The 25,004-nt window shown below is 68.0% G+C and carries 26 protein-coding genes; 11 read left to right on the top strand and 15 right to left on the bottom strand.

What is annotated here, in order from left to right; genetic code table 11:
• The first annotated feature begins 8 nt into the window (after positions 1-8).
• The gene (locus tag ACE3SG_RS20740) at positions 9-467 is read left to right on the top strand and encodes a hypothetical protein (protein WP_374568104.1); all 459 of its coding nucleotides are present in this window, start codon (positions 9-11) and stop codon (positions 465-467) included.
• An 86-nt stretch (positions 468-553) separates the two neighbouring features.
• Here ACE3SG_RS20740 and ACE3SG_RS20735 read toward each other — a convergent pair whose 3' ends face one another.
• A complete protein-coding gene (locus ACE3SG_RS20735) occupies positions 554-2,149 on the bottom strand; it encodes a hypothetical protein (protein WP_374568103.1) in 1,596 nt (531 codons plus the stop codon).
• Positions 2,150-2,410: 261 nt separating this feature from the next.
• Between ACE3SG_RS20735 and ACE3SG_RS20730 the strand changes: the two genes are divergently transcribed.
• The gene (locus ACE3SG_RS20730; protein ID WP_374568102.1) at positions 2,411-3,481 is read left to right on the top strand and encodes a hypothetical protein; all 1,071 of its coding nucleotides are present in this window, start codon (positions 2,411-2,413) and stop codon (positions 3,479-3,481) included.
• Position 3,482: 1 nt separating this feature from the next.
• Here the strand turns inward: ACE3SG_RS20730 and ACE3SG_RS20725 are convergent, their stop codons facing one another.
• On the bottom strand, positions 3,483-4,334 hold the full coding sequence (locus ACE3SG_RS20725; RefSeq protein ID WP_374568101.1) for a LysR family transcriptional regulator: 852 nt from the start codon (positions 4,332-4,334) through the stop codon (positions 3,483-3,485).
• Positions 4,335-4,446: 112 nt separating this feature from the next.
• Between ACE3SG_RS20725 and ACE3SG_RS20720 the strand changes: the two genes are divergently transcribed.
• From ACE3SG_RS20720 to ACE3SG_RS20710, 3 genes are all read left to right on the top strand, one after another.
• Positions 4,447-5,748 (top strand): aspartate aminotransferase family protein, encoded by a 1,302-nt coding sequence (locus ACE3SG_RS20720; RefSeq protein ID WP_374568100.1) that lies wholly within the window; start codon positions 4,447-4,449, stop codon positions 5,746-5,748.
• Positions 5,749-5,867: 119 nt separating this feature from the next.
• The gene (locus tag ACE3SG_RS20715; protein WP_374568099.1) at positions 5,868-7,082 is read left to right on the top strand and encodes a choice-of-anchor tandem repeat GloVer-containing protein; all 1,215 of its coding nucleotides are present in this window, start codon (positions 5,868-5,870) and stop codon (positions 7,080-7,082) included.
• Between the two features lie 289 nt (positions 7,083-7,371).
• The gene (locus ACE3SG_RS20710; RefSeq protein ID WP_374568098.1) at positions 7,372-8,931 is read left to right on the top strand and encodes a M4 family metallopeptidase; all 1,560 of its coding nucleotides are present in this window, start codon (positions 7,372-7,374) and stop codon (positions 8,929-8,931) included.
• Positions 8,932-9,025: 94 nt separating this feature from the next.
• Here ACE3SG_RS20710 and ACE3SG_RS20705 read toward each other — a convergent pair whose 3' ends face one another.
• Complete coding sequence (locus ACE3SG_RS20705) at positions 9,026-10,024, bottom strand: zinc-dependent alcohol dehydrogenase family protein (protein ID WP_374568097.1); 999 nt, start codon at positions 10,022-10,024, stop codon at positions 9,026-9,028.
• Between the two features lie 138 nt (positions 10,025-10,162).
• On the opposite strand from ACE3SG_RS20705, the gene ACE3SG_RS20700 reads away from it, so the two are divergent.
• Positions 10,163-11,071, top strand: a complete 909-nt coding sequence (locus ACE3SG_RS20700; protein WP_374568096.1) for a LysR substrate-binding domain-containing protein — start codon at positions 10,163-10,165, stop codon at positions 11,069-11,071.
• Positions 11,072-11,253: 182 nt separating this feature from the next.
• Positions 11,254-12,354 (top strand): hypothetical protein, encoded by a 1,101-nt coding sequence (locus ACE3SG_RS20695; RefSeq protein WP_374568095.1) that lies wholly within the window; start codon positions 11,254-11,256, stop codon positions 12,352-12,354.
• Positions 12,355-12,391: 37 nt separating this feature from the next.
• Here ACE3SG_RS20695 and ACE3SG_RS20690 read toward each other — a convergent pair whose 3' ends face one another.
• Positions 12,392-13,231, bottom strand: coding sequence for a PA4780 family RIO1-like protein kinase (locus ACE3SG_RS20690; RefSeq protein WP_374568094.1), 840 nt, complete (start codon positions 13,229-13,231; stop codon positions 12,392-12,394).
• A 134-nt stretch (positions 13,232-13,365) separates the two neighbouring features.
• On the opposite strand from ACE3SG_RS20690, the gene ACE3SG_RS20685 reads away from it, so the two are divergent.
• Entirely contained in the window at positions 13,366-13,695 is a 330-nt protein-coding gene (locus tag ACE3SG_RS20685; RefSeq protein ID WP_374568093.1) for a hypothetical protein, read from the top strand.
• A gap of 208 nt (positions 13,696-13,903) precedes the next feature.
• Positions 13,904-14,485 (top strand): hypothetical protein, encoded by a 582-nt coding sequence (locus ACE3SG_RS20680; RefSeq protein ID WP_374568092.1) that lies wholly within the window; start codon positions 13,904-13,906, stop codon positions 14,483-14,485.
• A gap of 6 nt (positions 14,486-14,491) precedes the next feature.
• Here the strand turns inward: ACE3SG_RS20680 and ACE3SG_RS20675 are convergent, their stop codons facing one another.
• Positions 14,492-15,577 (bottom strand): MBL fold metallo-hydrolase, encoded by a 1,086-nt coding sequence (locus ACE3SG_RS20675; protein WP_374568091.1) that lies wholly within the window; start codon positions 15,575-15,577, stop codon positions 14,492-14,494.
• Positions 15,565-15,849: a hypothetical protein gene (locus tag ACE3SG_RS20670; protein ID WP_374568090.1), complete on the bottom strand. Its 285-nt coding sequence runs from the start codon at positions 15,847-15,849 to the stop codon at positions 15,565-15,567. Before ACE3SG_RS20670 ends, ACE3SG_RS20675 begins: the two co-directional genes overlap by 13 nt.
• Here ACE3SG_RS20670 and ACE3SG_RS20665 point away from each other — a divergent pair.
• Entirely contained in the window at positions 15,842-16,216 is a 375-nt protein-coding gene (locus ACE3SG_RS20665; protein WP_374568088.1) for a response regulator, read from the top strand. The genes ACE3SG_RS20670 and ACE3SG_RS20665 overlap by 8 nt on opposite strands.
• A 50-nt stretch (positions 16,217-16,266) precedes the next feature.
• Here the strand turns inward: ACE3SG_RS20665 and ACE3SG_RS20660 are convergent, their stop codons facing one another.
• Both ACE3SG_RS20660 and ACE3SG_RS20655 read right to left on the bottom strand, forming a co-directional pair.
• Positions 16,267-16,452, bottom strand: coding sequence for a hypothetical protein (locus ACE3SG_RS20660; RefSeq protein WP_374568086.1), 186 nt, complete (start codon positions 16,450-16,452; stop codon positions 16,267-16,269).
• A gap of 136 nt (positions 16,453-16,588) precedes the next feature.
• On the bottom strand, positions 16,589-17,572 hold the full coding sequence (locus tag ACE3SG_RS20655) for a hypothetical protein (RefSeq protein ID WP_374568085.1): 984 nt from the start codon (positions 17,570-17,572) through the stop codon (positions 16,589-16,591).
• A gap of 264 nt (positions 17,573-17,836) precedes the next feature.
• On the opposite strand from ACE3SG_RS20655, the gene ACE3SG_RS20650 reads away from it, so the two are divergent.
• On the top strand, positions 17,837-17,971 hold the full coding sequence (locus ACE3SG_RS20650; protein ID WP_374568084.1) for a hypothetical protein: 135 nt from the start codon (positions 17,837-17,839) through the stop codon (positions 17,969-17,971).
• A gap of 51 nt (positions 17,972-18,022) precedes the next feature.
• On the opposite strand, the gene ACE3SG_RS20645 is transcribed toward ACE3SG_RS20650, so the two are convergent.
• The 7 genes from ACE3SG_RS20645 to ACE3SG_RS20615 form a co-directional block, all read right to left on the bottom strand.
• Entirely contained in the window at positions 18,023-18,472 is a 450-nt protein-coding gene (locus ACE3SG_RS20645) for a hypothetical protein (RefSeq protein WP_374568083.1), read from the bottom strand.
• Positions 18,473-18,591: 119 nt separating this feature from the next.
• Positions 18,592-19,191 carry a hypothetical protein gene (locus tag ACE3SG_RS20640; RefSeq protein WP_374568082.1) on the bottom strand — a complete coding sequence of 200 codons (600 nt, stop codon included), beginning with the start codon at positions 19,189-19,191 and terminating at the stop codon, positions 18,592-18,594.
• 19 nt (positions 19,192-19,210) lie between these two features.
• A complete protein-coding gene (locus tag ACE3SG_RS20635) occupies positions 19,211-20,485 on the bottom strand; it encodes a class I SAM-dependent methyltransferase (RefSeq protein WP_374568080.1) in 1,275 nt (424 codons plus the stop codon).
• Positions 20,486-20,528: 43 nt separating this feature from the next.
• Positions 20,529-21,320: a DUF4157 domain-containing protein gene (locus tag ACE3SG_RS20630; protein WP_374568079.1), complete on the bottom strand. Its 792-nt coding sequence runs from the start codon at positions 21,318-21,320 to the stop codon at positions 20,529-20,531.
• A 51-nt stretch (positions 21,321-21,371) separates the two neighbouring features.
• The gene (locus ACE3SG_RS20625) at positions 21,372-22,754 is read right to left on the bottom strand and encodes a hypothetical protein (protein WP_374568078.1); all 1,383 of its coding nucleotides are present in this window, start codon (positions 22,752-22,754) and stop codon (positions 21,372-21,374) included.
• Positions 22,755-22,793: 39 nt separating this feature from the next.
• Positions 22,794-24,005, bottom strand: a complete 1,212-nt coding sequence (locus tag ACE3SG_RS20620) for a hypothetical protein (protein WP_374568077.1) — start codon at positions 24,003-24,005, stop codon at positions 22,794-22,796.
• A 36-nt stretch (positions 24,006-24,041) separates the two neighbouring features.
• Complete coding sequence (locus tag ACE3SG_RS20615; protein ID WP_374568076.1) at positions 24,042-24,977, bottom strand: hypothetical protein; 936 nt, start codon at positions 24,975-24,977, stop codon at positions 24,042-24,044.
• Positions 24,978-25,004 lie beyond the last annotated feature (27 nt).

The following is a 25,004-nucleotide window of genomic DNA, read 5'->3' as shown; positions in this document are numbered from 1 at the left end:
AGAGTGTCATGCGCTTGGCAAGCGAGATCTCGGTGCGGCCGGTGGTGGTGAATGACGATCAGCCACCGCTCAGCGAAGTCTGCGTGAACGCGGTGGCCACCGGCCAGCGGGTAGATGGCGCGGTGCTGGAGGCGGCGGTCGAGTGCAACGGGCGCTACTTGCTCTTCTTGACCGACGACGTGCCGGCCGAAGACCAGTTGTCGATCCACCTGGTCGACCGCGACGGCCGGCTGCTCGACTCGGCGAGGATCGGCGCGATGTACTCGACCGGCTCGTTCTCGAGCCTGACGTTTCGAGAGCCCAACGCGGCCGCGTTTCGATTCATCGGCGATGCCGATTGGGTGGTTCGCGTGTTCGACCAGCCGCGATGGCAGATGCCCTTCGTGGCCGAGCCCCGGGGCGTTTCGCGGCCGTGGCGGTGGCGCCGATGGTTTCGGGTCGAGGGGCGACCGTCGCCGGGGCCTTGATCGGGGCAGGGCGCCGCAGCCGGCCGCACACAGCAGGGGCGCGCAGCCCGCGCGGGGCTCGTTCGGCGTTGCCTTGGCCACACCCCTCACCACCACCGCGGGTCCAGCCCCTTCAGGCCGATCGGCAGCAGTTTCTTCGCGGTGTCGCCGGCCTTGTCCCACTGCTCGTGGCCCCAGTCGACCGCGGCGTCGCCTGCGTCGGCCACGCGGTTGGTCGTCCAGTCGGCGGCCGAGCCGGCGGCGTCCCACATCACCTCCACGCGATCGCCGGCGTGGTCGAGGCCGATGCGTGTGGCGTCGCCGGCGTATTCGACCGAGCGGGCACCGGCGTTCGTCACGCCCTGCGGCAGGTGCAGCGCCTGCCCCATGTCGCGAATGCCTTCGCCGGTGTGGTCGGTGACCACGGTGACCGTGCGGCCGGCGAAATCGTGGGCGTTGTCGAGCAGCGCGCCGGTGGCGTCGAGGCCGCCGTCTTGCAGCTCGCCGCCAACGCGCAAGAAGGCCAGGGGGTCGCCACGCCGCGCGTCGGCGCGGATGTCCGACGCGGTGTCGCCGCCGATCTGGATGAGGTCGCCCAGGGAATCTCGGGCCGTGGTGCCGGCGTTGCCCAGTTGGTCGAGCACGGCACCTCGCACCGGCACCAGCTCGCCCGCCGGCCCCATCGGCGAAAACAGCCCGTCCACGCCGGTGTCGGCATAGGGGTTCTTCACTACGCCGGGCTTCATGTCGCCGTTGCGCATGACCTCGACATAGGACTGACCGTCGCCCGGCTGGCCGTGGATCCACGGGATGTTCTTCGGGTTGCGGATGTCGGCCTGCGGGTCCTTCCAGGCCGAGTGCCATTGCGCGCCCAGCTGGGCCGGCGCGCCTGCTTCGTCCACCGTGGTCAGCGGGTCACCGTCGACTGAATAGCTGCGGATCTGGCCATTGGTCTGGAAGTTCGCCCGCGCGTCGTTGGGGTTGGCGAAGCCCACCTGCCGCAGCGTTTCGTTGCTCACGCCCGCGGCGTTGAAGGTGATCGCCGGCGCGCCGGTGGCCGCCGATGCGGTGGCGGCCAGGCCGCCGCCGAGCGAGTGGCCGGTGAAGGCCACGTTGCCGGGGCCGGCGACCTGGTTCAGCTTCTTCGCCAGCGCGATCGCCTGGTCGTACTGCTGCGTGCGCATGCCGATGCCCTGGCCCGCATCGGCGCGGATGTCCCCCCAATTGTCCGTGACGGTGCCGGCGAAGGCCGCGACGTAGTGGCCCTTGCCGTCGGTGTAGATGGCGGCACGCAGACCGCTGTGCTGGTCTTCGAGCGACGCGGGGTCGATCGCCAGGTCCTTGCCGTCGGGGCCGCGCAAGGCATGGCCGTTCGGCTGCATGCGGGTCCAGCCCTGGGTCTGCAGATCGGCTTCCGACTGCAGGCCGGTCGAGGGGGGCGAGCCACTGGGCAGCCAGTAGACGTCGTTCGCCATCTCGGCAAAGATGAGGTCGTCCTTGCGCGGCTGCGTGCCCTTCAGGCCGTCGGCGAAGGACGGGCCCGCCGTGCCGCTCGTCGTGGGGGCACTGGCCGGCCGGGCGACCGTGGTACTGCCCGCAGCCGGCAGCGTGGGGCGGGCCTGCGGCGGGCTCACAGGCTCGGGCGGATGCCAAGGCATTGGGGCCGGGTAGGCCGCGCTTGAACCATCGACAGCAGACAGCATGGAGTCTCCTCGCGCTTCGCGGTGCTTTTGGCTTGCGAGCTGGTGGTGGGGGATTCGACCGCCACGCATCTTCAGAAGTCGAGCCCCTGCGAGGCAACTACGAGTTTTCGCGATGCGGCCGGTGGGCGGCCTCGATGCGGATGCCCTCGATCGACGCGCCTCTCGTGTCGGGTGCCCCGTACACTCGCCGCTGCCTTCGGGGCGCCGTGCCGATCTTGGCGCGCGCGGCCGCAGGCGCAACAACGAAGCAAAGGGATCAGCATGTCCGTCCTCCGCCGTGGCTTGGCCACGTGGGCCCGCAAAGGGGTGTCTTTCATTGGCCTGTGTGCCGCGGCTGGCGCTTTCGCCGCACCGCCCCTGTACCGGATCGCGGAGGCGCCGACGGAAGGAGGCATCCCGGTGGCCAAGGGCATCAACGATCGGGGCGTGATCGTCGGCACCTTGTATGGCGACACAGGCGAGCGGCGTGCGTTCCGCTGGCATGAAGGAAGGCCGGTCGACTTCGCCCCGGTGGACGACCCGCGCCACGAGCAGTACGCGATCTCCATCGACGAACTCGGTGCCATTTCCTACTGGGTGCAGTGGCCAGGCATCATCTTTCCCGGCAAGTTCCTGCGCACCGAGGTCTGGCGCAAGGGCGCCGCGCCAGCCAAGAAGCTGCGAGGCGTGTACTCGTTCTTCGGCAACACCGCCGGCGACCTGATCGTCAGAGGCGACAAACGGTCGTATGCGCTGCGCGAACGCGATGGCGCGCTGACCGACATTGGCCGCGGTGATGACGACTTCTTGCTGAACGACTTGAACAATCTCCAGCAGGCCGTGGGCGTCCGCGGCGCGGGCAGGCCGGTGTTGTGGGCGCGTGGCAAGGGCGTCACCGAGATTCCCGCGTTGCCGGACAAACGGGTCTCAGCCGCTGCCATCAATGACAAGGGCGACGTGGCGCTGATGACCAGCCCCTTCGACCTCACGTTCAATGGCCCGGAGAACGGGCCGAACACGATCCACCTGTGGAGCGCAGACAAGGGCGTGCAGTCGCTGGGCGAGCATGCGGATTGCGTCTGGTACCGGCCCCGCAAGGTCGGTCCGCAAGGCACCATGGTTGGCGATTGCTTTGCCGAACCCACGCCGCTCAGTGCCCAGCACGCCTTCGCCGCGGACGCCGTCAACGGCATCTACATGCTGGAGTCGCAGATCGACCCTGCCGACCCGAACGCGACTCGCTACGAGATGCGCCGGGCCCTGGGCATCAACGCGTCGGGGCAGATCGCCGTCGAGGCGATGGGCCGCAACGCCGAGGGGCCCAAGCTCCTGCTGCTGACGCCGGTTCGTTGATCTACAGCGCCGGCACGACCCGGCGCAACTGCTCGGCGAACTCCACCACCAGCGCCGGCGGGCGTGGCAGGTCGAACTTGACGGTCAGCCCGACGGTCGGCAGCTTGGGCAGTTGCCGGCTGGTCGGCAGCACCTGCAGGTCGTCGGGCACGGCAGATTGCGTGAGCACCGCGATCGCCTGGCCCGATCGGACGACGGCCAGCAGGCCCGACATGGCACCGCTCGCATAGGCCACGCGGTAGGGCCGGCCCGTCGCCTCCAGCCTTTCGCAGGCCCAGCGGTGGTCCAGCGTGTCGGGGTCTGACAGCGCGAGCTGCAGCGGCTCGCGCGAGGCGGCATCGTCATGCCGGTTGCCCACCCACACCAGTGGCTCGCGGCGCAAGATCGTGGCGCCGGTGTCGGTGGTGGAGATCAGCGCCAGGTCGAGCGCATGCCTGGCCAGCTGCTCCAGCAGCCGCGGCGTGGGCGCGCAATACACCTCGACGAAGACCTGCGGGTGCAGGCCGGCGAAGCTGCGCAGGATCTGCGGCAAGAAGGCCGCGGCGTAGTCGTCGGGGCAGCCGAAGCGCAGCGTGCCGCTGAGGCCGGCGCCCGAGACATCGGCCACGGCCGCGTCGTGGTGGCGCAGGATCGTTCGCGCGTGGCCGAGCAGCCGCTCGCCGTGCAGCGTGAGCGCCACGCCGCGGCCCGTTCGGTTGAGCAGCGGCTGGTTCAGCATCTCTTCGAGCTTCTTCACCTGCATGCTCACGGCGGCCTGCGTGCGGCCGACCTTGCCGGCGGCGCGGCCCAGCGTGCGCGTCTCGGCGATCGCCACGAAGGTGCGCAGCAGGTCGATGTCGAGGTGGCGGGTCATTCGGTCTGGGTGTCAAGCGCGGCTGATAGCTGGGTTCAGAAATATTAGCTTTCCTTGTGTGGGCCGGGCCCTTAATCTGCGCCGATCCAATGCACGACCCCGGAGCGCCCCGATGTCCCGCAATGCCGACCCCGCTTTCTGGACCCACGCCCGCCGCCACCTGATCCGCTACGGCGGCACGTTCGAGCCGATGATCATCGAGCGGGCCCAAGGCAGTTTCGTGTACGACGCGGACGGCCGCGCGATCCTCGATTTCACGTCGGGGCAGATGAGCTCGCTGCTGGGCCACGGGCACCCTGAGGTGGCGGCCGTCGTGGCCGAGCACGCTCGAAACCTGGATCACTTGTTCAGCGGCATGCTGAGCCGCCCGGTGGTCGACCTCGCCACGCAACTGGCCGAGGTGACACCGCCGGGGCTGGACCGCGTGATGCTGTTGAGCACCGGCGCCGAGTCCAACGAGGCGGCCATCAAGATGGCCAAGCTGTACACCGGCAAGTTCGAGGTCGTGAGCTTCGCGCAGTCGTGGCACGGCATGACGGGCGGTGCGGCCTCGGCCACCTACAGCGCGGGCCGCAAGGGCTATGGGCCGGCGGCAGTGGGCTCGTTCGCCATCCCCGCGCCTTACCCCTACCGGCCGCGCTTCGAGCGCAACGGCCAGTTCGACTGGCAGGCCGAGCTCGACTACGCCTTCGACCTGATCGACCGGCAATCCAGCGGCAACCTCGCCGCCTTCATCGCCGAGCCGATCCTGAGCTCGGGCGGCCTGATCGACCTGCCGCTGGGCTACCTGGCCGCGCTGAAGGCCAAGTGCAGCGAACGCGGCATGCTGCTGATCCTGGACGAGGCGCAGACGGGCGTGGGCCGCACCGGCACGATGCTCGCCTGCGAGCGCGACGGCGTGGTGCCAGACATCCTGACCTTGTCTAAAACACTCGGCGCCGGCCTGCCGCTGGCGGCGGTGCTGACCTCGGAGGCGATCGAAGAAGCGTGCCACGCGCGCAGCTTTCTCTTCTACACGACGCACGTGTCCGACCCGCTGCCGGCCGCTGTGGGCCTGAAGGTGCTGGAGGTGGTGCAACGCGACCGCCTGGTCGAGCGCGCCCGCGTGGCCGGCCAGCGGCTCGAGCGCGGCCTGCGCGCGCTGCAAGACAGCGTGGACTGCATCGGCGACGTGCGTGGCCGCGGGCTGCTGCTGGGCATCGAGATCGTCCAGAGCCGGGCCGGCAAGCAGGCCGCCCCCGAGCTCGGCGCGGCGATCACCCGCGAGTGCATGAAGCTCGGCCTGAGCATGAACATCGTGAACCTGCCCGGCATGGGCGGCGTCTTCCGCATCGCGCCGCCATTGACGGTGAGCGACGCCGAGATCGACCTGGGGCTGGACCTGCTGAAGCAGGCGATCGGAAAGGTCGTGTGACCGAGGGGTGTCCCGTCACGCGGAATGTCGGGATTGGTCGTCGCAGCACGTCTGTACAGGTAGGCGATCGTTGCTGAACCCGCCGGGTATCGGCGACACGCCTGCTTCAGGAGGCCACTGTGAACCATACCCACTTGCCCATCCACTGGCGGCACCGGTTGGCGCCGCTCGCCCTGTGCGCGGCGTTGTGCCTGCCCGGCGCCGCAGCCGCCGCAGCCGCCGAGCCTGACCCGGAGGCTGCGCTCGCCAGCGTCAAGTTCGTCCACAGCTTCGAAGGCCCCGAAGGCGCGGAGCCGACGTCGGCGCTGGTCTTCGGCGGCGACGGCAAGATCCACGGCGTCACTGGCTTCGGCGGTGACGCTGACGGCGGCGGCACGGGGTTTCGGATGCTGCCCAACGGCCAGCTCACGGTCTTGCACCTGTTCAACAAGAAGCGCAGCGCGCGCCGGCCCTGGGGCTTGATCCAGGGCGCCGATGGCCAGTACTACGGCGCCAGCGGCGGCGGCGGTGAGTTCCACGACAGCGGCACGGTGTACCGGATGACGCCGCAGGGCGCGGTCACCGTGTTGCACTCGTTCGACTATTCGGCGCCCGAGGGGGCCTACCCCTATGCGCCGCTGCTGCAAGCGAGTGACGGCAGCCTGTATGGCACGACCTGCTGTGCCTCGGGCAAGTGGGAAGGCGGCCTGTTCAAGGTGTCTACCGACGGCGCGGCCTTCAAGGTGGTGCACCAGTTCAGCCGCACGCGCGGCAATGTGTACGTGCCGGACATGATGTCTTTGCTTCAGGCCAGCGACGGCAACATCTACGGTGTGACGCAGAAGGGCGGTGCGCACGACGCAGGGGCCATCTACCGTGTGGCCCCTGACGACACGTTCGAGGTGTTCCACTCGTTTCGCACCGACGACCATCGCGGGTGGGGCCCCGCGACGGGCCTGATCGAAGCGCCGGACGGCTACCTGTACGGGGCCACCTACGGCGGCGGCGCCCACGGGCTGGGAACCTTCTTTCGCATGGGCTTCGATGGCCGAATGACGGTGCTGCACGCTTTCCACGACCAGGAGAGCAACCCCGTTCCTAACCTGCTCCTGGCGCGGGATGGCAACTTCTACGGTGTCACCCTCTATGGGGGCCGATACGGCAAGGGTTCGGTCTTTCGCTTGACGCCCGACGGGGCGTTCACGCAGCTGTTTTCCTTCGGCGAACCAGACACGACCGAGGGCGCGTGGCCGACTGCAGGTTTGGTGGAGGCCGAAGACGGCGTCTTCTACGGCACGACCCGGCAAGGCGGCGAATTCGGGCGCGGCACGATCTACCGCTTGCGGTTGAAGTAGCCGCGCGGGCCGCCGTGGTGAGGCGGCTGGCCACCACCCAATTGGCAACACCGTTTGGCAACACCGTTCGCATTTGGAGATGGCTCGCATACAGCCGCTTCACATTCGCACGGTGGTGCACCCCAGGGGAATTGAAAGGAAAGGTCAATGACCGCCCGGGTAAACGTTTACTTGAGCGGAGCCCCCATGTTCTCGGAATGGGTTGAAAGCGGGCCAAGGCCCACAGTCGCGCCCGTGCCGTTGGCACCGGCCCTCGGGCCGCCATAACCCCTCTGAGGAGAAGACAAACATGTTCAAGCGTTCAGTGATTTGCGCGGCCGCCGCCGCGGCCATGGCGATGGTCGCCGCCCCCGCGGCCATGGCCGCCCAGCCCTCGGCCGATCACCCCGCCGTCGTGCGGGCGTTGAAGAATCTCGGCCTTCAGGTCGACCGGATGGCCGACGGTTCGTTGGCCGACCGCTACGTGGCGCGCGACCTGATCGTCGACGCCGACGGCACCGAGCACGTCCGCTTCGATCGCTTCTTCAAGGGCCTGCCGGTGCTGGGCGGTGACGTGGTGGTGCACACCTCGGCCGCGGGCGGATTGAAGGAGTTTTCGCGCACGCTGCAGGGCGCGCTGTCGGTCGACGTGCTGCCGAAGCTGGCGTCGTCTGCCGTGGGGGCGCTGGCGCTCCAGGCCTATCCGCATGCCGATGGGCGGGTCGAGAAGCAGCAACTGGTGGTGTATGCCATGGGCGAGGGCCAGCCGCGCCTGGCGTGGGATGTGGCCGTGTCCGGCGTGCAGGCCGATGGCACCCCCAGCTTCGCGCACATGATCGTCGACGCGACCTCGGCCCAGTTGCTGGACCAGTGGGACGATGTCATGACGGCCGACAACATCGGCTCGGGCAAGACGCTGTATTCGGGCACCGTGCCGCTGCACGACAACAAGAAGAACGGCAAGTACACGCTGCAAGACCTGACCCGCGGCCAGCACAAGGTCATGGACATGAAGAACGGCACCTCGACCGAAACGCTGTTCTCGGGCGCCGACAACGTGTGGGGCAATGGCTCGGAGTCGAGCAACGAAACCGTGGCCGCCGATGCCGCCTACGGCCAGAACATGACCTGGGATTACTTCCTCAAAGTGCATGGCCGAAAGGGGATTGCCGACGATGGCAATGGCGCCCGCTCGCGTGTTCACTTCAGCAAGAACTACGACAACGCGTTCTGGGACGACCGGTGCTTCTGCATGACGTTTGGCGACGGCAGCCGCATGAGCCCGCTCGTGGCGCTGGATGTCTCGGGCCACGAGATGACCCACGGCGTCACGTCGCGCACCGCCAAGCTGGTCTACCGCGGTGAATCGGGTGGCCTGAACGAAGGCACGTCCGACATCTTCGGCACGATGGTCGAGTTCTACGCCAACAATGCGACCGACAAACCCGACTATCTGCTGGGCGAAAACTTCGACAAGCCCTACACCCGCAACATGATCAGCCCGAACAGCGACGGCTATTCGGCGGACTGTTACTACAGCGGCGTCGGCAACCTCGACGTGCACGGGTCTTCGGGCGTTGCCAACCACTTCTTCTACCTGCTGGCCGAGGGCACGACCAACGGCTCGCCGTCCAAGACCTGCACGTCGGGCAACACCAAGAAGGCGACCGGCAGCGGCACGGTCAAGGGCATCGGCCGTGCCAAGGCCGAGAAGATCTGGTACCGGGCGCTGACGGTCTACATGACCTCGAGCGAGACCTTTGCCAAGGCGCGCACCAGCACCATCAAGGCGTCGGACGACCTCTATGGCGCCGGCTCGGCCGAGTCGAAGGCCGTGGCCTCGGCCTGGACGGCGGTGAACCGCCCGTGATCGGCCGCGGGCGCCGGCCTTGAGCGCCTGAACGCCGTGAGTGACGTGAGGGCTCGGTGACCCGAGCCCTCCTCGTGCCGCGTGGCGCAGTCGCTCAGCCGTGGGCCGGCGTGATCAGGATCTTGCCCTGGCGCTCGCCTGCGGCGGCCGCGGCGATGGCGTCCTTGATCTGCGCGACGTCGTAGGTGGCCTGGATCGGCGTGCTGAGCTTGCCCGCGGCGATCAGCCCGGCCAGCTCGGTCAGCAGCGCGTATTGCTGCGGCTGCGGCGTGGTGCGAAACCAGCGCGCCAGCCAGAAGCCCTTGAGCGTCACGTCGCGAAACACCAGCTCGCGCGGCGACACGGTGCACGCCTCGCCGCCGAGCGCACCGTAGTTGACGATCGTGGCGCTCTCGGCCAGCGTGGCCGCCAGGCGCATCGTGGCCTTGCCGCCGACCGCGTCGATGCCCAGCTTGATGTTGGCGCCGTGGGTGGCGGCCTTCACGCGCTCGGCCAGGTCGTCGCCATCGACCAGCACCACGTCGCCGCCTTGCGCCTGCACACCGGCCACGGCCGATTCGCGGCGCACGATGTTCACGGTCTTCAGGCCACGCAGCTTGGCCAGTTGCACCACATAGCTGCCGACCCCCGAGTTGGCGCCGTTCTGGATCACCCAGTCGCCCGGCTGCAGATCGGCAAAGTCGCTCAGCAGCAGCGACGCGGTGGGCGGGTTCACCGTCAGCATGGCCAGCTGCTTCGGGTCGGCCTCGTTGGGCAGCGGGATCAGGCGCGCGGCGGGCACCACCACGTGCGTGGCCCAGGTGCCGGCGCCGGCCGGCAGCAGCACGGTCTGGCCGATGGCCGGGCCTTGCGTATCTGGCCCCAGCTCGACCACGCGGCCCACGCCCTCGCTGCCGCCCACGGCGGGCAGCGGCGGCAGCATGCCGTATTGGCCGGTGAGCATCAGCACGTCGCTGGGGTTGATCGGCGCGGCCAGCACGGCCACCAGGGCCTGGCCCTGGGCCAGCGCCGGGCGATCGAAAGGCACCGCCGCGATCACGGCTTGCGGCACCGGGCCGCGTTCGGTGTATTGGGCTTTGAGCATCGTGGTCATGTCGGTTTCCTTGTCGCCGGGGCGGCGTGTGGCTTGCGATGGACGGAATGCTAGGGAAGAGTCGTTCGCGATGGAATACTGTGCATTCGGCAAAATCTTTTGCCCAATTGGCAAAAGTGGGCGTGACGGAGGCGAACGATGGACAAGCTGCGCGCACTGCACTACCTGGTCAAGGTCGCAGATACCCTCAGCTTCTCGCGGGCGGCCAAGGCCTTTGGCGTGCCGGCGTCGTCGATCTCGCGCCGCATCACCGATCTGGAGGCCGAACTCGGTGTCGAGCTGCTGCACCGCACGACCCGCACGGTGAGGTTGACCGAGGTTGGCGCGCTGTACCTCGAGCAGGTGCGCGCCGGCATCGCCCAGCTGAACGACGCCGAAGAACTGGTGGGGCAGCACAGCAGCACGCCCAGTGGCACCTTGCGCATCAGCGCGATGCCGAGCTATGGCCAGCTGCTGCTGATGCCCGCGCTGCAAGACTTTTGCGAGCGTTACCCCGACATCGTGCTGGACGTGCACCTGAGCGACGCCTTGGTCGAGCTGGGGCGCGACCAGATCGACATCGCCATTCGCGGTGGCCGCCAGCCGCAAGACCGCGTGGTGGCGCGCAAGCTCGACCCCAACCGATTCATCCTCGCCGCCTCGCCGCAGTACCTGGCGCAGATGGGCACGCCGCGCACGCTCGATGATCTGGCGGGCCACCGCGCATTGATGTACCGCGGGCCCAATGCGGTGATCAAGTGGCAGGGGCTGGACGACGACGGCTGGCGCGAGCTGCCCGTTGCGCCGGCCTTCATCAGCAACGACGGCACCAGCCTGATCGCCATGGCCTGCCGGCACCGCGGCCTGGTGCTGCTGTCCGAGTGGGGCTTGAAGGGCTACCTGCGCAGCGGTGAGCTGGTGCAGGTCACGCTCGATCAACCGGTGTCGGTCGGTCGCGGTGGCGAATCGGGCATCTACCTGCTGTATCTGCAAACCCGCTACCGGATCCCGAAGGTGAGGGTGGCGGTGGAGTTTCTGATCGAGCGGCTGGGCGAGGCGGGGCCGTAGCGCCCCCCGCGCGGCCCGAGCGCGGCGCATGATCCGGGCGCGGCAAATGTCTGAGTTGACGGCCGCTTTGCGTCTGTATTCAAGAGCGCTCCCGTCTTGACTGGGCTCTGCCGCCATCGCGGGGGCCGCCACGCGGGCCGCGCCGGCGGCGTGGCCCATCTCAACCCCACGGGAGACTCACCATGGTCAGATCTCATCGCTTGCTGTGCGCATGGCGCCTGCTCGGCGCCACGGCATTGATGCTTGGCTCGATCGGGGCGCAGGCCGCGCCGATGTACCGCATCACGCGCATCACGCCGCCACCCGGCCAGGGCTACTGCCAGGTGCTGGGGCTCAACGATGCGGGCCAGGCGATCGGGGCCTGCAACACGCGCGGGTTCTTCGTGTGGTCGCAGGCCACGGGCGCCCAGAGCTACGGTGATCCGCAATTTCCGGGTGCGGTCTTCTGGCCGACGGCGATCAACAACGCCGGTGTCGTGATCGGCAGCCGCTACGAGAACCACGAAACCCGCAACCCTGGCTTCATGTGGGACGCTGTCAACGGCTTTCGGTACTTCGGCGGCAAGGTGGGCACGTTTGTGGATGCGCGGGCCCTGAACGACTCGAACCAGGTGGCGGGCATCCGGGCGGTGGACGATGGCTTGTTCGTCTGGAAAGCCTTTCGCTGGTCCGAAGCAGACGGCATGGTTTTTCTCAAACCTTCGGCCCACCGGCGCACGCTGGCGACCGCGATCAACAACGCCGGGCAGATCGTCGGCACGATCGAGAACCTCGACACCGGCGATGGCTATGGCGTGCGCTTCGAGCCCGACGGGGGCGTGACGCACATCCTGACGCCGCGCCAGGTGGGCAGCCCCTATGCCGTGAACGAACTCGGTCACGCTGCCGGCGGCATGCGAACACCCAAGAAGGGCTACCAGGCGTTCGTCTGGGCGCCGGAAACGGGCGTGGTCAACATCGACGAGCGGCCGCTGCGCTCCGACCAAAGCTACGCGCAGGACATGAACGATGCCGGGCAGGTGGTGGGGGTGATGAGCTGGGTGGGCAGTGGCGGCAATACCTTTGAGTCGCCGTTCTACTGGGATGCCGCCACCGGCATGCGCGACCTGAAGACGCTGCTGGACCCGAGCGACCCGCTGACGAGCCAGCTGGCAAGCCTGGCGGCCTACAGCGCCAGGCTCAACGCCCACGGGCAGATCGTCGTCGACGGCTACACCGCGCTCGGCGAAACCTGGCCGGTGTTGTTGACGCCGGTGGCGGCGCCGCTCGCCGCCACGCCTTGAGCGTGGTGCCGGTGGGCCGGCTCAGCCACGCGTTCGGTCATGCCATGCGCAGGCGGAAGGCTTCTTCTTCCAGCCGCGCGTCTTCGATCTCGCGCAGCACGCCTTCGAGGTCCACCGCGCCGGGCTGGTGCTCGTAGCGGCCGGTCAGCGGCGTGGTCGGCTCGAGCAGCCCACCGGCATACAGGCTCCAGATCTCGGGCCCGTAGTGCGTGGCCAGCAGCTCGGGCGCGAACCTGCCAAAGAAGCTGCGCAGGTTGTCGACATCGCGCAGCAGCATGCGCAGCGCGTGGTTGTTGCCGGCCGCGTCCACCGCCTGCGGCAGGTCGATGACCACCGGCCCGTCGGCCGCCAGCAGGATGTTGAACTCCGACAGGTCGCCGTGCACGACCCCGGCGCAGAGCATGCGCACCACCTCGCCGATCAGCGTGGCGTGGTGCGCGCGGGCCTCGTCGGCGGTGAAGGGCAGCTCGCTCAGCCGCGGGGCCGCCTGACCGTCGGCGTCGGACACCAGCTCCATGATCAGCACGCCTTCGAGAAAGTTGTAGGGGCGCGGCACGCGCACGCCGGCGGCGGCCAGGCGGTACAGCGCGTCCACCTCGGCGCTTTGCCACGCCGCTTCGCGCTGCTCGCGGCCATAGCGCGTGCCCTTGGCCATCGCGCGGGCCTGGCGGCTGTTCTTGACCTTGCGGTTCTCGGTGTAGTCCACCGCCTGGCGAAAACTGCGGTTCGTCGCCTCCTTGTAGATCTTGGCGGCGCGCACCTCGCCGCCGCACATCACCACGTAGACATCGGCTTCCTTGCCGCTCTTGAGCTGCCGCAGCACGGTATCGACCAGGCCTTCGTCAACCAGCGCCTGCAGGCGTTTGGGGGATTTCATCGGCGCATTCTGCGTGACGCCGGGCCCCTGGGCTCGCCCTGATCGGCATCGGCGGCACTTCTCGGGCCGGCCCGAGAAGCGCCTACCACACTCGCGTGCACAAGGACATTCGGCCCGTAGCGGACAATCGGGCGATGACAGAAACCGATTTGCTCGCAGTTCACCATCAACAACCCCTGGCGGCCCGCTGGTTCAGCTTGGCCAGCTATTGCCTCGAAAGCGGCTGCAACATCGTCACCTACGACGCCGACAGCTTCCGGGCGGAGGTGGGCGACGCGCAATCAGCCACCCTGCTGGCCGGCTTCTTCGAAGCCACCGTGCAACCCGACGGCCGCGCCCGCTGGACCTGGGCCTGGACCGACGACGACGCCCCCGCCAAGGCCGACCTGCAAGAAGAGGGCGGCCTGAGCGAATCGTGGACCCAGGTGCTGTCGGACTGGCGCCAGCGCGCGTTCGCGGCCTGACGGCCAGGCGCCATGCTGCGGCCGGGAGGCCGTGATGTGCTGGGGAGGGCTTTCGTGGAGATCGATCTCCGCGGTGGCAACCCGAGCCCGAACTCGTGCGGTGTGCCGCATCAGATCGGACTGCTCGGTTCGCAGGGGCGCGCAAAATATTGCCCCGGCCCCTCTGTGGATCCACCGCCTGCGCAGGCCCCGTTCCTCAAGCATTGACATGACTCTTCGCTCACTCCTGGTCCTGCTGGTTGCCCAGCACTTCATCGGCACTTGTGCTCTGGCTGCTGACGAGGGCTTGCAGACGCGGCGCTACGATTACCCAGGCTTCGTGATCGACGAGGACTACCGACTGACGGGGGAGTGCAACGTCCAGTGGCCGAAGCTACCCTTTCGTGGCAGCTATCGCTGGCTTTCTCGGGATGAGCGGGCTTGGCTGCTTCAGTGGTACGAGTCGGTCCCCGACGGCGACAGGCCGCCCTACCCGAAGGATGGCATCGGTGAAATCATCAACCATGTCGGACGGGCGGCGGCCTTTCACGGGGAAACCTTCACGGGCTCTGCAACTGTCTTCGTCGAGGTCGACTCGACGGGAACGGTGGTCGCCGCCAGTGCGAAACAAGGTTCGGATGCCAAGGTGTCCAAGATGATTGGCGATGCGGTGAGCATCCTCGAGTTCGATGCCGCATCGTGCAGCGGCAAGCCCTGCAAGATGATTCTTCCTGTGCAATTGAACGTCACTTGCAAAGGCGAACGAGAAAAGCGCCTGCGCGGCACGACCTACCTCAACGTTGCCCCCTAGGCATCGCTAGGTATCGCTGGGCCTCCGGTCGACGGGGCGCGGGCTGATTCGGCGCGTTTCACCAACGGCCAGCACGAAGAAATCTTCTTCGGCCAGGCCCGCTGCGCTGCGCTCCAGCGTCAACTGGCGCGGCGGCTCGTCGAGCGCTTCGTCGGTCAGCTCGAAGGTGCCCCAGTGCACGCCGAGCGAGCGTTGGGCGCCGATGTCTTGGTGGATCTTCACCGCCTCATGCACGTTCACATGCTGATCGGCCATGAACCAGCGGGGCTCGTAGGCGCCGATCGGCAGCAGCGCGATGTCGAAGCCGTGGCCGGCCTGTCGGTGGCTCAGCCGCTCGCGGATGTCGGTGAAGTCGCGCGAGTAGCCGGTGTCGCCGGCGTAGAAGAGGTGGCAGTCGGGGGCCATCACGGCGAAGCCGCCCCAAAGGGTCTGCATGCGGTCGGCGAGGCTGCGCGACGACCAGTGGCGCGACGGCAGCAGCATTACCTCGACCGCGCCGATCGGGGCGTCGATGGTGTGCGAACCCCACCAGTCGAGTTCCATGGCGTGCGAAATCCCTTTGCCTCGCAGCCAGTCGGCCAGGCCCAGCGGGACGACGAAAAGCGGCGGGCCGCCGGCCTGCGCGTTCAGGTGCCGCAAGGACGCCTCGTCGAGATGGTCGTAGTGGTTGTGCGAGGCGATCACCAGGTCGATGCGCGGCAGGTCTGTCAGTGCGATGCCCGGTGGATGGTGCCGCTTCGGCCCGGCAAACGACACCGGCGAAGCCCGCTCGGAAAAGATGGGGTCGGTCAACACGTTGAGCCCACCCAGCTGCGCCAACACGGTTGCGTGGCCGATCCAGGTGACGGCTGGCCGCATGCCCGCGCCGGCCTGCGCATTGGCGTGCACGAAGCCGAGGTCCGGCTGCGTCCGTGCGATCGGGTCGCGCGGCGGCGGCGGCAGCCCTTGCCTGGACGCGTTCATGCGCCAGCGCAACACCTCGGCCAGGCTCTTGGGCTGGAACTCGTGGTGGTTGTTCTGGAACCCGTCAGGGCGATGGTGCGGCTTGGACGGGTCGTAGTAGCGGTTCTTGGGGCGGCTCACTGTGAGCATCCGGCGGTGGGCTGAAAGAGCGATGATGCCAAGGAATGCGCTGCGGGCTGATCCTGCAGGCGGCCTTCCTTGGGGTTCACGGCCCAGGGCAGGTTGAAACCCTCTTGTCGACGCGGCGTTGCCCGCTGATCAACACTCGTTGTCGAGTCGAGCGCCTGTTCGAGCAAGAATCTGTTCTTGCAGTCCCTCGACTTCGCGGAGCCCGTGATGACGACATTGCCCTCCACCGAGAAGCCCGCCTCGACAACATTGCATGGCTCGGTCTTGTACATCGAAGACGATCCCGTCAGCTTTGCGGTGGTCCAGGCCCTTCTGTCAGGCCAACCCGACGTGCGCCTCATCCGCGCACAGACGGGCGGTGAAGGTGTCAGCCTTGCCCGCAGCGAGCACCCCGACGCGATACTGCTCGACATGCACCTGCCGGACATGTCCGGCATCGAAGTGGTCCGGCGACTCAGCGAAGACATCGCCGCCAAGGCTTTCCGCGTGCTGCTCCTGACGGGAGACAAGCTCAACATCGACGTGCTCAAGGCCATGAGCCTTGGCGCGTTCGAGTACCTGGTCAAGCCCGTGAATCGCGAGGCGCTCGAGGGCGCCCTGGGACGCGCCCTCGCGGTCAAGGCGGGAAAGAAGTCGTGATCGCGACTGCCTGCGCGCCGGGGCCACCGGGGCGTAGGCGACGAGACAGGTCAACCGGCAGAAAGCAGCGGTGGCTGGGTGAGGTCCGCGTCGATGTTCATCAACGCACTGGCCAAGGCCAGGCTGCGCCAAAGCGCTTCGGGCATCTGCATGATCGCCTCGGGTGTCTTCGCCTGCGCAATCCAGGCGCTGATCTCGGCATGCTGGCCCGTTGTCAGCAGGCTGCGACTCAGCATCTCGTCCAGTGTCTGCACTCGGGCCTCTCTTCATTCGGCCACGGGCCGGTTCGATCGATGGTAAACGAGCGGACGCCTCCTGCGCCGGCCGGCATACCTGACCCCACGCTCGCCGCGCTCGTGACCCCGCCGCCGCTCAAGGCACGATGTTGGAAATACGCAGGAAGGCAGTGTTGTCGATCTGCAAGAAATCGCCTGCCGTGAGGCTGCGAACCACGATCATCAGCTTTTCGCCAGCCAGCAAATAGACGGGCCCCGATCCCAGATACGACCATCCATCTTCGTTGTTGCCGGCGCTCGTGACGGCTGATTCCGCCAACAGGTTCATCCTGCCGTCCGGGATGTTCACCGGCCCGGTGCCGTATCGGTTCTCGATCGTCACACGAGCGACGCGAGAGGCGACCATGCGGGCAGAGATGAGCAGTCCCACATTGGCGGCACCTAGCATGGCGTCCGTCAGGCTGGCGTGGCTGACCCGGACGAGATCGCCGATCGTCGGCGTGAAGCTTCCAACGGGGAGCACCACGTCGACATAGGCCATCGCCCCTGGGGCGATCGTGCCGGGCGCCCACTGAAACACGGCGCGAACTGCGTTGGGAACGCTTGAACCCGGCATGTCGTGCATCGCCAGGCCGTCGTAGAGCTTCGAATTGCTGGGGACTCTGGTGACGTGCCCCGGGGTGTAGACCGGCGGCGCCACGCCCACGGGCACGCGCTTGATCATGAGCTTGCGCAAGTTGGTGTCATAGCCGTCTTGTCCGGAGCCTCGGGACTGCGCGGGCCAATCCATGTTCGCGGTCAGTTCGTAAAGATCGTCCTTCATCACGGTCACGAGGCCGTCGCCCTGCAACAGGTACTTGGCACCGTCGGACTCATCGAAGACGACTTGCGTCAACGGAATCATGAAGGGGTTCAGCGTGTCCGGAATGGCGATCGTGCCGTAGCCTTCGTTCCTGCCTGTTGGCGTGAACGTGAACTGGCCGCGCTGGATGCCGCGGGTGCCGCCTGGCACGAAGTGTTCCGCGAGGCCAGACACCCTTTCCCCGTTCGTGCTGGCCAAGATGGCGGGGGTTGCCAGTGCGGCTGCGGTGGCAGTCAGGAATGCTCGTCTGCTGGTCATGTGCTGCTCCTTGAGGCCAGGCGGTACGTGTGTGTCTCGAACCAAACCTGACGCTTGCAAGGTCGCACCTGCCCGCTGGGCTCGACTTGATCAGCCGCAAGACCGCCACCGCTCGGTGGCCGCTCCATGCCAGCGTGGCCGCTGAGATTTGATCTGCGTCATCTCGTGTCGCCTGCCAGCGACAACTCGGTGCAGCCAAAGCGGCGTCGTGCGCAGCGGTGAATCCGGTGCCCTTGCTGCAACGCATTCACCGGCATCACCAGCGTGTTCCGCGCCCTGGTCAGCATCGCCCGCGACAACGAGGGCGGTCTCAGTGATCACCAACCAGACGGCGCCGATGTGCAGCAGTGGGCCGCCGAAGCAAGCTGCTGGCTGCACGACGCCTCGCAGGTGTCGTGACGGAGCGCCGGAATCACCGTGTGTGGATCCCGCGCGCGGCCCCAGCCACGCTCACGTGCGCACGTTGTTGAACAGATGCGGCTGGGTGAGCCTGTGCAAGAACCTCGCCTTGACCAGTATGGCCAACAGGCCTCCCAGGCGGTCGGGGTTGATCGACTCCGTTCCTGCGTCGACCCAGTGCTGGTGATGGTCGGTCAGCGTGCTCTGCCAATTGCACATCAGCACCTGCGTCATGTCGGTGTGCATGACCATGTGGAACCCGGTGGGAACGCCGTCCTTCTCGGTGTTGAACAGCGTCATGTGCTTGGCCCACTGGTCCACGCCGGCGTTCCAGACCCTGGCCAGGTCCGCCTCGGACGCGCAATCGAGCGTGACGCCGCGCGCGATGCCCGGCCCCCCCACGGGCGGGTCGTAGTGGACGATGACGTGTCGCAGTGGCGAGCCCATCGGAATGACATGGGGTCCTGCACCGGCCATCCGGATCGCGGCGTTGTAAGGCATCGTTTTCTCCCTGGGTGAAGATCGGCAAGAGCTGCGACAACATAGGCCGGCCCGGGCGCCCGTGAAAGTGACCAAGGTGGGTGCCGGCAGGCATGAACGACGCTACCGGCGGGTCGGGCTCAGGTGGCGCTCACCAGCACGCCGAAGGCGCTGCCGGCACCGCCTTCGTCGTCCTTGTCCTGGTTGAAGTCTTTCTTCCACTTGTCCACGTCTTTTTCCTTGCGCGCCTTCTCTTGCTGCTTCTTCTCGGCGATCTTCTTCGCGGTGGCTTCCTTGGCCTCGGCCTGCGACTTGGTCGTGGCGGCGTTCTGCTTGTTGCCGCCGTGCACCGAGCCGTGGCCTTTGATGTTCTTGTTGATCGCCTTCACCTCCTTGACGGTGAGGTGCTTCTCCTGGTGCTTGACGGCGTCTTTCGAGTACCTGGCGGCGTTGTTGGCCGAGCGGTCGGCTCGGCTTTGCTCGCGCCGCTTGCGCATCTCTTTATCCGACACCTTGGGCTTGTCGCCACCTTTCTTGCCATCACCTTTCTTGCCGTTCTTCAGCTGCACCGGGGCGACGCCGGCAGGCGCATGCAGCCGGTCCATCGCCTGGCGCTGGGTGGCCTGCCGTGGGCTGTTGTCGAAAAGCTGCGCGCTGATCGCGCGGTGATGCTCGGGCGCCGCGGCAGCGCTTGGGGCCATGCCGGGTTCCTTGCTGGCCTCGATGTGGGGGGTCTTCATGGCGTTGGGCTCCGTGTGCTCACTCTTCCCAGTCGGACTCGTCGTCCGACAGGTACGTGACCCGCGGGTCGTCCTCGTCCGACTCGTAGCCCTCTTCTTCAGGGGTGAATGTGAACCGGGTGGTGAAGGGCTTCAGGCCCTCGTCGGCGCGCTCCTTGTCGCCGGACTTGGTGTCGGGGTTGCCACCCTTGCCGATGTTGGGCGGCTGCTTCGCGCGCTTGACCGTGGCCTTGTAGCCGGTCTCCTTGGCCAGGGTGTGCAACTCGTCGGGGTCGATCGCGAGATAGGGGTTGGCGTTTTCGCCCGGGTACTTGTGGCTGATCGCGGCGCGTGTCTGTTCGGCTTGCCGGGCCGCGTCGCCCTTGAGCCCCTTGGTCGGATGCTTGGCCAGCTTCGCGTCTCTGATCACGTTGCTGCGGCCATAGAGCTCGACCGAGCCACCCGGCTTCAGCAAGGGCTTGGCGGTCTTCAGGAACCGATCGTCGGGCAGGTATTTCTTCTTGCCCGTGCCGCCGGGGTTCTGAACCTTCAGGCCATAGCTGGCCCCGCCAAGGCCCTTGACCCCGAACGGATTGGCACCCACCACATGGTCCAGCGAACCTTGGGGGTAGTGCTCGCCCAGCTCGTTGGCGTTGACGCCGAACTTGGTCCGCAGGCCGGCCTTTCGCGCGACGCCGAGAAAGCCGTGCGGGCCTTTCTCTGACGCAATGTCGGTGGCCTCGTAGTCTTCGCCGAATTTCCCCGAAAAGGCGCTCGAGAAGCGACCCTCGCCGGCGCCCACCTCGACGGCCGAGGGAAGATTCGCCTCGCTGAGCCTGGTCTCTCGCGAGTCGATGTTCCGGCGGGCCGCGGTCTTTCGCGGCTGCATGCGGTCGAGCGCGTTGAGGTTGGCAGCCACCTCTGGGTCGAGGTGGCTGTAGGTCTGCGGGCTGCCTCGGTTCAGCCGGTCTATCGCGGCCTCTCGCCGCGCCTCTTGCGCTTTCTCCTTGTTCTTCTGCTTGGCCCGTCGCCTCTTGCCGTTCAGCTGCGCCACGAGCCCTCGGTCTCCCAGGCTGGCCACATGCACGCCGGTTGCGGCGGCCGGTGCCTGGCCAGGCTGCCCGTTGCCCAGGGTGGCCTCGATCGCGCGGCGCTGCGCAACGATGCGGGGTGACTGGTCGACCGCGGACTGCGCCAGCCCATTGCCCAGGCCTGCGGGCGGGTGCGTGCGCTCGCCGTGGTCGGCCTGCGCGGATGCCGGTTGGTGCTGCGCCGTGTCGGCGCGAGCGTTGGCGCGGGTGTCGTGCGTCTTCATCGAGGACTCTCCCTGATCGTGTCGCGTGGTGCGGCGGCCCCGCTCATGGCGTCTTCGGCTTCTTGCCACGCTTGCCGGTGTAGCCCTTCTTCACGGCCTTCTTGCGGCTCTTGTCGATCGTCGGGTCGTGGTGGCCGGTGGTGTTCTTGTAGCGGCCGGTGGGGGCGCCGCCGAGGTAGTGGTTCGGGTTGCCGCAGTTCTCGTGGCCGTGCAGGCACCTGGCCAGTTGGTGCACGCGCTGGCCGGCCGCGCCGGCTTGCTTGAGCTGCAGGCTGGTGCCGCCGCCGGTGCAACTGGCGCAGCCGCAGCCCTTGGCGTGCAGGGGCTTGCGCTGGGCCGTCTTCATCTGCGTGGCACGTGCGCCCATCTGGTCGGCCTCGCGCTCCAGGCCCGGGCTGTCGTTGATCGCCACGCCACCGGCTTCTGCCGTGGGTTTCACGCGGCCCTGGCGTTGCTGCACCAGGTGCCAGGCCTCGTGGGCCAGGTGCTGCTCCTGCCCCGGGGCGAGGTGGATGTCGTTGCCCTGCGCATAGGCCATGGCCTGCAACTGAGCGGGCTTGGCCGAGTTGTAGTGCACCTGGACCTGGCCCAGGTCGACGCCGGACAGCGCATGCATGCCCTGCCGCAAGGGCTCGGGCAGCGCGTTGCGGGGCGGCGCCTGCTCGACGCCGGTGCTCAGCTGGGTCAGCTGCTGCCGCTGCGCGGTCTGGCGCGGGCTGTCGTCGGCCACCGCGTTGGGTGCCGGCTTTCGCTGGCCGGTGCGGTCGGCGGCGGGCTGCAACTCGCGGCGCTGCGCGGCCGTGGTCGGGCGGATGAACTGGCGCGTGGGGGGCATGGATCGCACTCCTCGTGTGGCTCGTGGCAAAGCGCAAGGCGGGCTGCTCGATCACGGTCCGGTGGGTTGCTTGGTGCCGGGCCTGGGTTTTGGTTTGGCCTGGCCGCGCTGCTTGCGTTCTTTCTTCTCGGCGAGCTTGCGGCGCCGCGCGGCCTTTTTCAGGTCGGGCCGTGGCCGCGCCGAGGGCAGGGCGTCGATCTGGCGCGCGCCGGTGCTGGCCTCTGCATCGGTGGTCGGGTGGCCCTTGCTCGTCTTGCGTACCGTGCCCTGGTAGCTGATGTAGTGGTCGGGGTGGCGGGGGTAGCGCTCGCTGTAGGCCGCGGCGGTGAGGTCGGCGGTTTCGCGCAGCGGGTCGACCCGGGCCTCGTCACCGCTCGGCTTGACGAGGTTGCGCGGCGCGATGCTGAAGCCGATGCCGGCCTTGGGCTCGACGCCGGGCTTGTCCGGCGCGACCAACCGGTCACGCTTGAAGCGGTAGGCCGCCACGATGTCTTCGGGCGCGATGCGGTGGGTGACGTATTCGGCGAAGGGCCAGACGGCCGAGGCGTCGTCAGTGTGCTCGTCGTTGGGGTCGTAGGCGAAGCGCGACGGGTCTTTCCAATCTTGCCGGCCGGTGGCGTGGCGCTCGGCCACCTGCTGCGCCTTGTAGGTGTTGGTGGCCTGGCGAACACGCACGCCGTACAGGTAGGCGGCCTCTTCTTGCGCTTCGCTGTCGTGCTCGGCGCCCTTGAAGGGGAAGAAGCAGGCGCCGCGGACATCGCGCGCCACGCACACGCCGGTCGCGGGCACGATGTCTTCGGGGCCGGTGCGGTAGACGATCTCGTTGCCGGTGGGCTGGCCGTCGTCGGTCGTGTCGGCCGGGCCCAGGTCGCGCTCGGCCTTGGTGGTGAAGCCGGTCTTCAGCACCGATCTGGGCGCGCGGGTGTCCGAGCGCCACATCAGCGCGCCGTCTTCGCCGAAGTCTTCGTCGAACGGGCCCTTGGTGCCTTCCTTGGCGAGCACCAGGCCTCGGCCGCGCACGCCCCAGCTGGTTTCGTCTTTTTCGGCAAGGCGCTCGTAGAGCTCGCGCTTGGAGCGGGAGATCTCGGGCAGCTGAGCTTCGAGCTTGCGTGGCCTGCGCTTGCGCGGCGTGCGCGCGGCGGCGGCCGACTCGCGCTCGGCCTGGATGCGCTCGCGCCGCTCGGCGCGGCGAGACTGGTTGGCCTTCTGGCGCTCGCGCCGCTTCTCGGCGGTGCGGTTCAGTTGCACCGGCGCGCCATTGGCTTTCTCGATCGGCGCCGCGGTGGCCGGGCCGGCCATCAGCTGCGCGATGCGTTCGCGCTGCCCCCGCTGGCGCGGGCTGCCCTCGGGCGCCGCCAGCTGGCCCGCCGACGCCGGCGCGGGTGACACCGTCGGGTCGGCGGCGTGGTGCCGCTGCAGTGGCAAGGCCTTCATGACCATGTGCGTGTGTTGGGGCGGGCAGGCCAGGCGTTGTCACGCGCCCAGGTCGTCGGTGCCCGGCTTCTCTTCTTTCTTCACCTCCGGGGCCACTTCGGTCTCTTTCTTCTTCTCTTTCTTTCGGCGGACGTCCCTGAACCATTCACCGGCCGGCGAAAGGCCTTTGCCGGAAGTGTCGGCCGCTTCCCAGCCCATCTGGGTTTCCGCCACCGAAGCTTGCGGCACCGTGCTCGTCACGACTTCCATGTTGCGGTAGCCGCTCGTGATCACCTTGTCGGCGCGCTTGCCCATCCATGCGTCGGGGAAGCTGCCGGCGGTACGGCGGATCTTGTGGCCACCTTCCGCCTCGGGCGCCAGCTTCCACTGTGCACGCCGATCGTCCTTGGCGACCTTCGACATGTCGCTCACGATGCGGCCGTGCGGGTCGGCCAGCGTGTCGTTCTTGCCGGGCACCCCGAAGTTCAGGTGATCGTTGCTGAGGATGGGATAGTGGGTGGCCGTGTGGCTGAAGGCAAACTGGTTGGCGCCCCCGCCCAGGCTCTGCTGCAGGAACTCACGGTCCGCCACGTTCAGCGGTTGCCCCTTCTTGGCGTTGTCGCCATAGCTGCGCCCGTCGCGCACCTTCTTTCCGTGAACGTCGTGGCCGGTGGGCGTCAGCCCCAAGCCGCCCTCGATCTTCGGCAGATCGAACTTGTTCAGCTCGCGCCGCACGTGCCTCGGCATGAAGGTGCCGTTGGCATCTTCGACATACTCTTTGCCGTTGTCGGGGCGCTTGAACACGCCTCCGCTCTCGGTGCCGTAGTAGTCGCGCCCGGTGGGGAACTGCTCGGCCGTCAGATTCTCGCGGGTCTTGATGGACCACAGGGTCTTGCCGTAGTCGCCGCGGGCTTTTTCCATCGCGGCGTTGTACTCGTCGTCCTTGGCGCCGTCGGGGTGCCCGAGCCAGGTCTGGCGCGCTTGCTGCTTGGCAGCGATGCGCGCCTCGCGCGCCTTGGCGATCTCTTCTTCCAGCGCCTTGCGCTTTTCGGGCGACTCGATCTTGTCGAGCGCCACGCGGCCCTTGCGCTGCACCACGCCCGCGGCGGGGCCGGGGGCACCCGGGGCCCGCAGCTGCGCCAGTTGCCGCCCCTGCTGCAGCTGGCGCGGGCTGACGCTGAATGCCGACGCGACCGCCGACGTGCTGGCCGACAGGCTGGCCGATTGGGGCTCGCTGCTGCGGGCCTGGTCCGGAACGGGGCGTTGCCTCACGACTTGTCCTCTTTGCGTTGGGGCGGCAGAAAGGCCTCAGGAGCGTGACCGCGAGCGACGGCGTGACCGGGAGCGTGAGCGCGAGCGCTTGCGAGAACGATGGTGTCGGCGCGGCGACGGCGAGCGGCTGCGGGACCGGTGGTGCCGGCGCGAGCGCGGAGGGGTCCGCGAGCGGCTGCGGGAGCGGCGCGGCGAGGGTGACCGGGAGCGCGACCTCGAGGCGCGGCTCTCGACCTCGCTCTCGCTGAATTCACCCTGGCTGTCGGCGTCGCGCTCAGGGTTGGCCACCTCGAACACGCCACGGGTCGAGCCGTCCCCGCCCCCGCGGTGCACATGAAAACGCCGGGGTGCCTTGGTGGATCGGGGGTCTTGCCGCGGCACCTCGTAGACCTCGTCGTTGCCGGTGGTGCCCAGATGCGTGGCCGATCCGCCTTCGATGGCGGATTGCGCACGCTTGATCACCGCCGCCGAACTCTGCGTCCGCAACCTTCCTGGCCGGCCTTTTCGCGACTTCGTTCGCCCCTTCTTGTTGCCCTTGATGTGGGTCGCGGACGTGGTCAGCTTGCCGGTGGTGATGTCCTGCTCGGGCTCGTACTCTTCGGCGGCCTCTTCCTCTTCCGGGGGGGCCTCGTCTTCTTCCTTCTCGTGCTTGTCTTTCGACCGGTCGGGCTTGCGCGGATCCTCGTCGTCTTCCTGTCCGCCCCCGCCGCCCAGGCCGTGCATGACGACCTTTGCACTGCTCAGCTGCGCGACCTCGCCGGGTGCCGCCGGCTCTTGGGGGTTCGGCGACAACGCCCGCGTGAGCTTCAGCTGGATCGGCCCGGCGGCGGTGTCGGCGGGCGATTGCAGCGCGGCCATGTGTCGCGCCTGGGCCTGCAGCCTGACGCCGTTGGCGACGGCCGCGCTGGCGTTGTCGGCCGCGGGCCCGCGCACGACACGCTCGTCCGTTTCGCTGTGGTGCTGCTTCAGCATGGCGGCCGGATCCCGCAGCCATGTCCG

It is taken from the genome of Ideonella sp., from assembly GCF_041914305.1.
In the GTDB taxonomy this organism is placed as follows: Bacteria; Pseudomonadota; Gammaproteobacteria; order Burkholderiales; family Burkholderiaceae_C; genus Ideonella.
The sequence above is the reverse complement of the archived record's forward strand: the minus strand, read 5'-3'. Positions and strand labels throughout refer to the sequence as shown.

Bases quoted from the DNA above. Each gene is read 5' to 3' on its own strand.
- ACE3SG_RS20625 (WP_374568078.1), bottom strand. From the start codon at position 22,754: ATGAAGGCCTTGCCACTGCAGCGGCACCACGCCGCCGACCCGACGGTG.
- ACE3SG_RS20660 (WP_374568086.1), bottom strand. From the start codon at position 16,452: ATGCTGAGTCGCAGCCTGCTGACAACGGGCCAGCATGCCGAGATCAGC.
- ACE3SG_RS20720 (WP_374568100.1), top strand. From the start codon at position 4,447: ATGTCCCGCAATGCCGACCCCGCTTTCTGGACCCACGCCCGCCGCCAC.
- ACE3SG_RS20615 (WP_374568076.1), bottom strand. From the start codon at position 24,977: ATGCTGAAGCAGCACCACAGCGAAACGGACGAGCGTGTCGTGCGCGGG.
- ACE3SG_RS20725 (WP_374568101.1), bottom strand. From the start codon at position 4,334: ATGACCCGCCACCTCGACATCGACCTGCTGCGCACCTTCGTGGCGATC.
- ACE3SG_RS20655 (WP_374568085.1), bottom strand. From the start codon at position 17,572: ATGACCAGCAGACGAGCATTCCTGACTGCCACCGCAGCCGCACTGGCA.
- ACE3SG_RS20645 (WP_374568083.1), bottom strand. From the start codon at position 18,472: ATGCCTTACAACGCCGCGATCCGGATGGCCGGTGCAGGACCCCATGTC.
- ACE3SG_RS20630 (WP_374568079.1), bottom strand. From the start codon at position 21,320: ATGCCCCCCACGCGCCAGTTCATCCGCCCGACCACGGCCGCGCAGCGC.
- ACE3SG_RS20710 (WP_374568098.1), top strand. From the start codon at position 7,372: ATGTTCAAGCGTTCAGTGATTTGCGCGGCCGCCGCCGCGGCCATGGCG.
- ACE3SG_RS20730 (WP_374568102.1), top strand. From the start codon at position 2,411: ATGTCCGTCCTCCGCCGTGGCTTGGCCACGTGGGCCCGCAAAGGGGTG.
- ACE3SG_RS20735 (WP_374568103.1), bottom strand. From the start codon at position 2,149: ATGCTGTCTGCTGTCGATGGTTCAAGCGCGGCCTACCCGGCCCCAATG.
- ACE3SG_RS20740 (WP_374568104.1), top strand. From the start codon at position 9: ATGCGCTTGGCAAGCGAGATCTCGGTGCGGCCGGTGGTGGTGAATGAC.
- ACE3SG_RS20690 (WP_374568094.1), bottom strand. From the start codon at position 13,231: ATGAAATCCCCCAAACGCCTGCAGGCGCTGGTTGACGAAGGCCTGGTC.
- ACE3SG_RS20685 (WP_374568093.1), top strand. From the start codon at position 13,366: ATGACAGAAACCGATTTGCTCGCAGTTCACCATCAACAACCCCTGGCG.
- ACE3SG_RS20680 (WP_374568092.1), top strand. From the start codon at position 13,904: ATGACTCTTCGCTCACTCCTGGTCCTGCTGGTTGCCCAGCACTTCATC.
- ACE3SG_RS20670 (WP_374568090.1), bottom strand. From the start codon at position 15,849: ATGTACAAGACCGAGCCATGCAATGTTGTCGAGGCGGGCTTCTCGGTG.
- ACE3SG_RS20640 (WP_374568082.1), bottom strand. From the start codon at position 19,191: ATGAAGACCCCCCACATCGAGGCCAGCAAGGAACCCGGCATGGCCCCA.
- ACE3SG_RS20695 (WP_374568095.1), top strand. From the start codon at position 11,254: ATGGTCAGATCTCATCGCTTGCTGTGCGCATGGCGCCTGCTCGGCGCC.
- ACE3SG_RS20675 (WP_374568091.1), bottom strand. From the start codon at position 15,577: ATGCTCACAGTGAGCCGCCCCAAGAACCGCTACTACGACCCGTCCAAG.
- ACE3SG_RS20705 (WP_374568097.1), bottom strand. From the start codon at position 10,024: ATGACCACGATGCTCAAAGCCCAATACACCGAACGCGGCCCGGTGCCG.
- ACE3SG_RS20700 (WP_374568096.1), top strand. From the start codon at position 10,163: ATGGACAAGCTGCGCGCACTGCACTACCTGGTCAAGGTCGCAGATACC.
- ACE3SG_RS20635 (WP_374568080.1), bottom strand. From the start codon at position 20,485: ATGAAGACGCACGACACCCGCGCCAACGCTCGCGCCGACACGGCGCAG.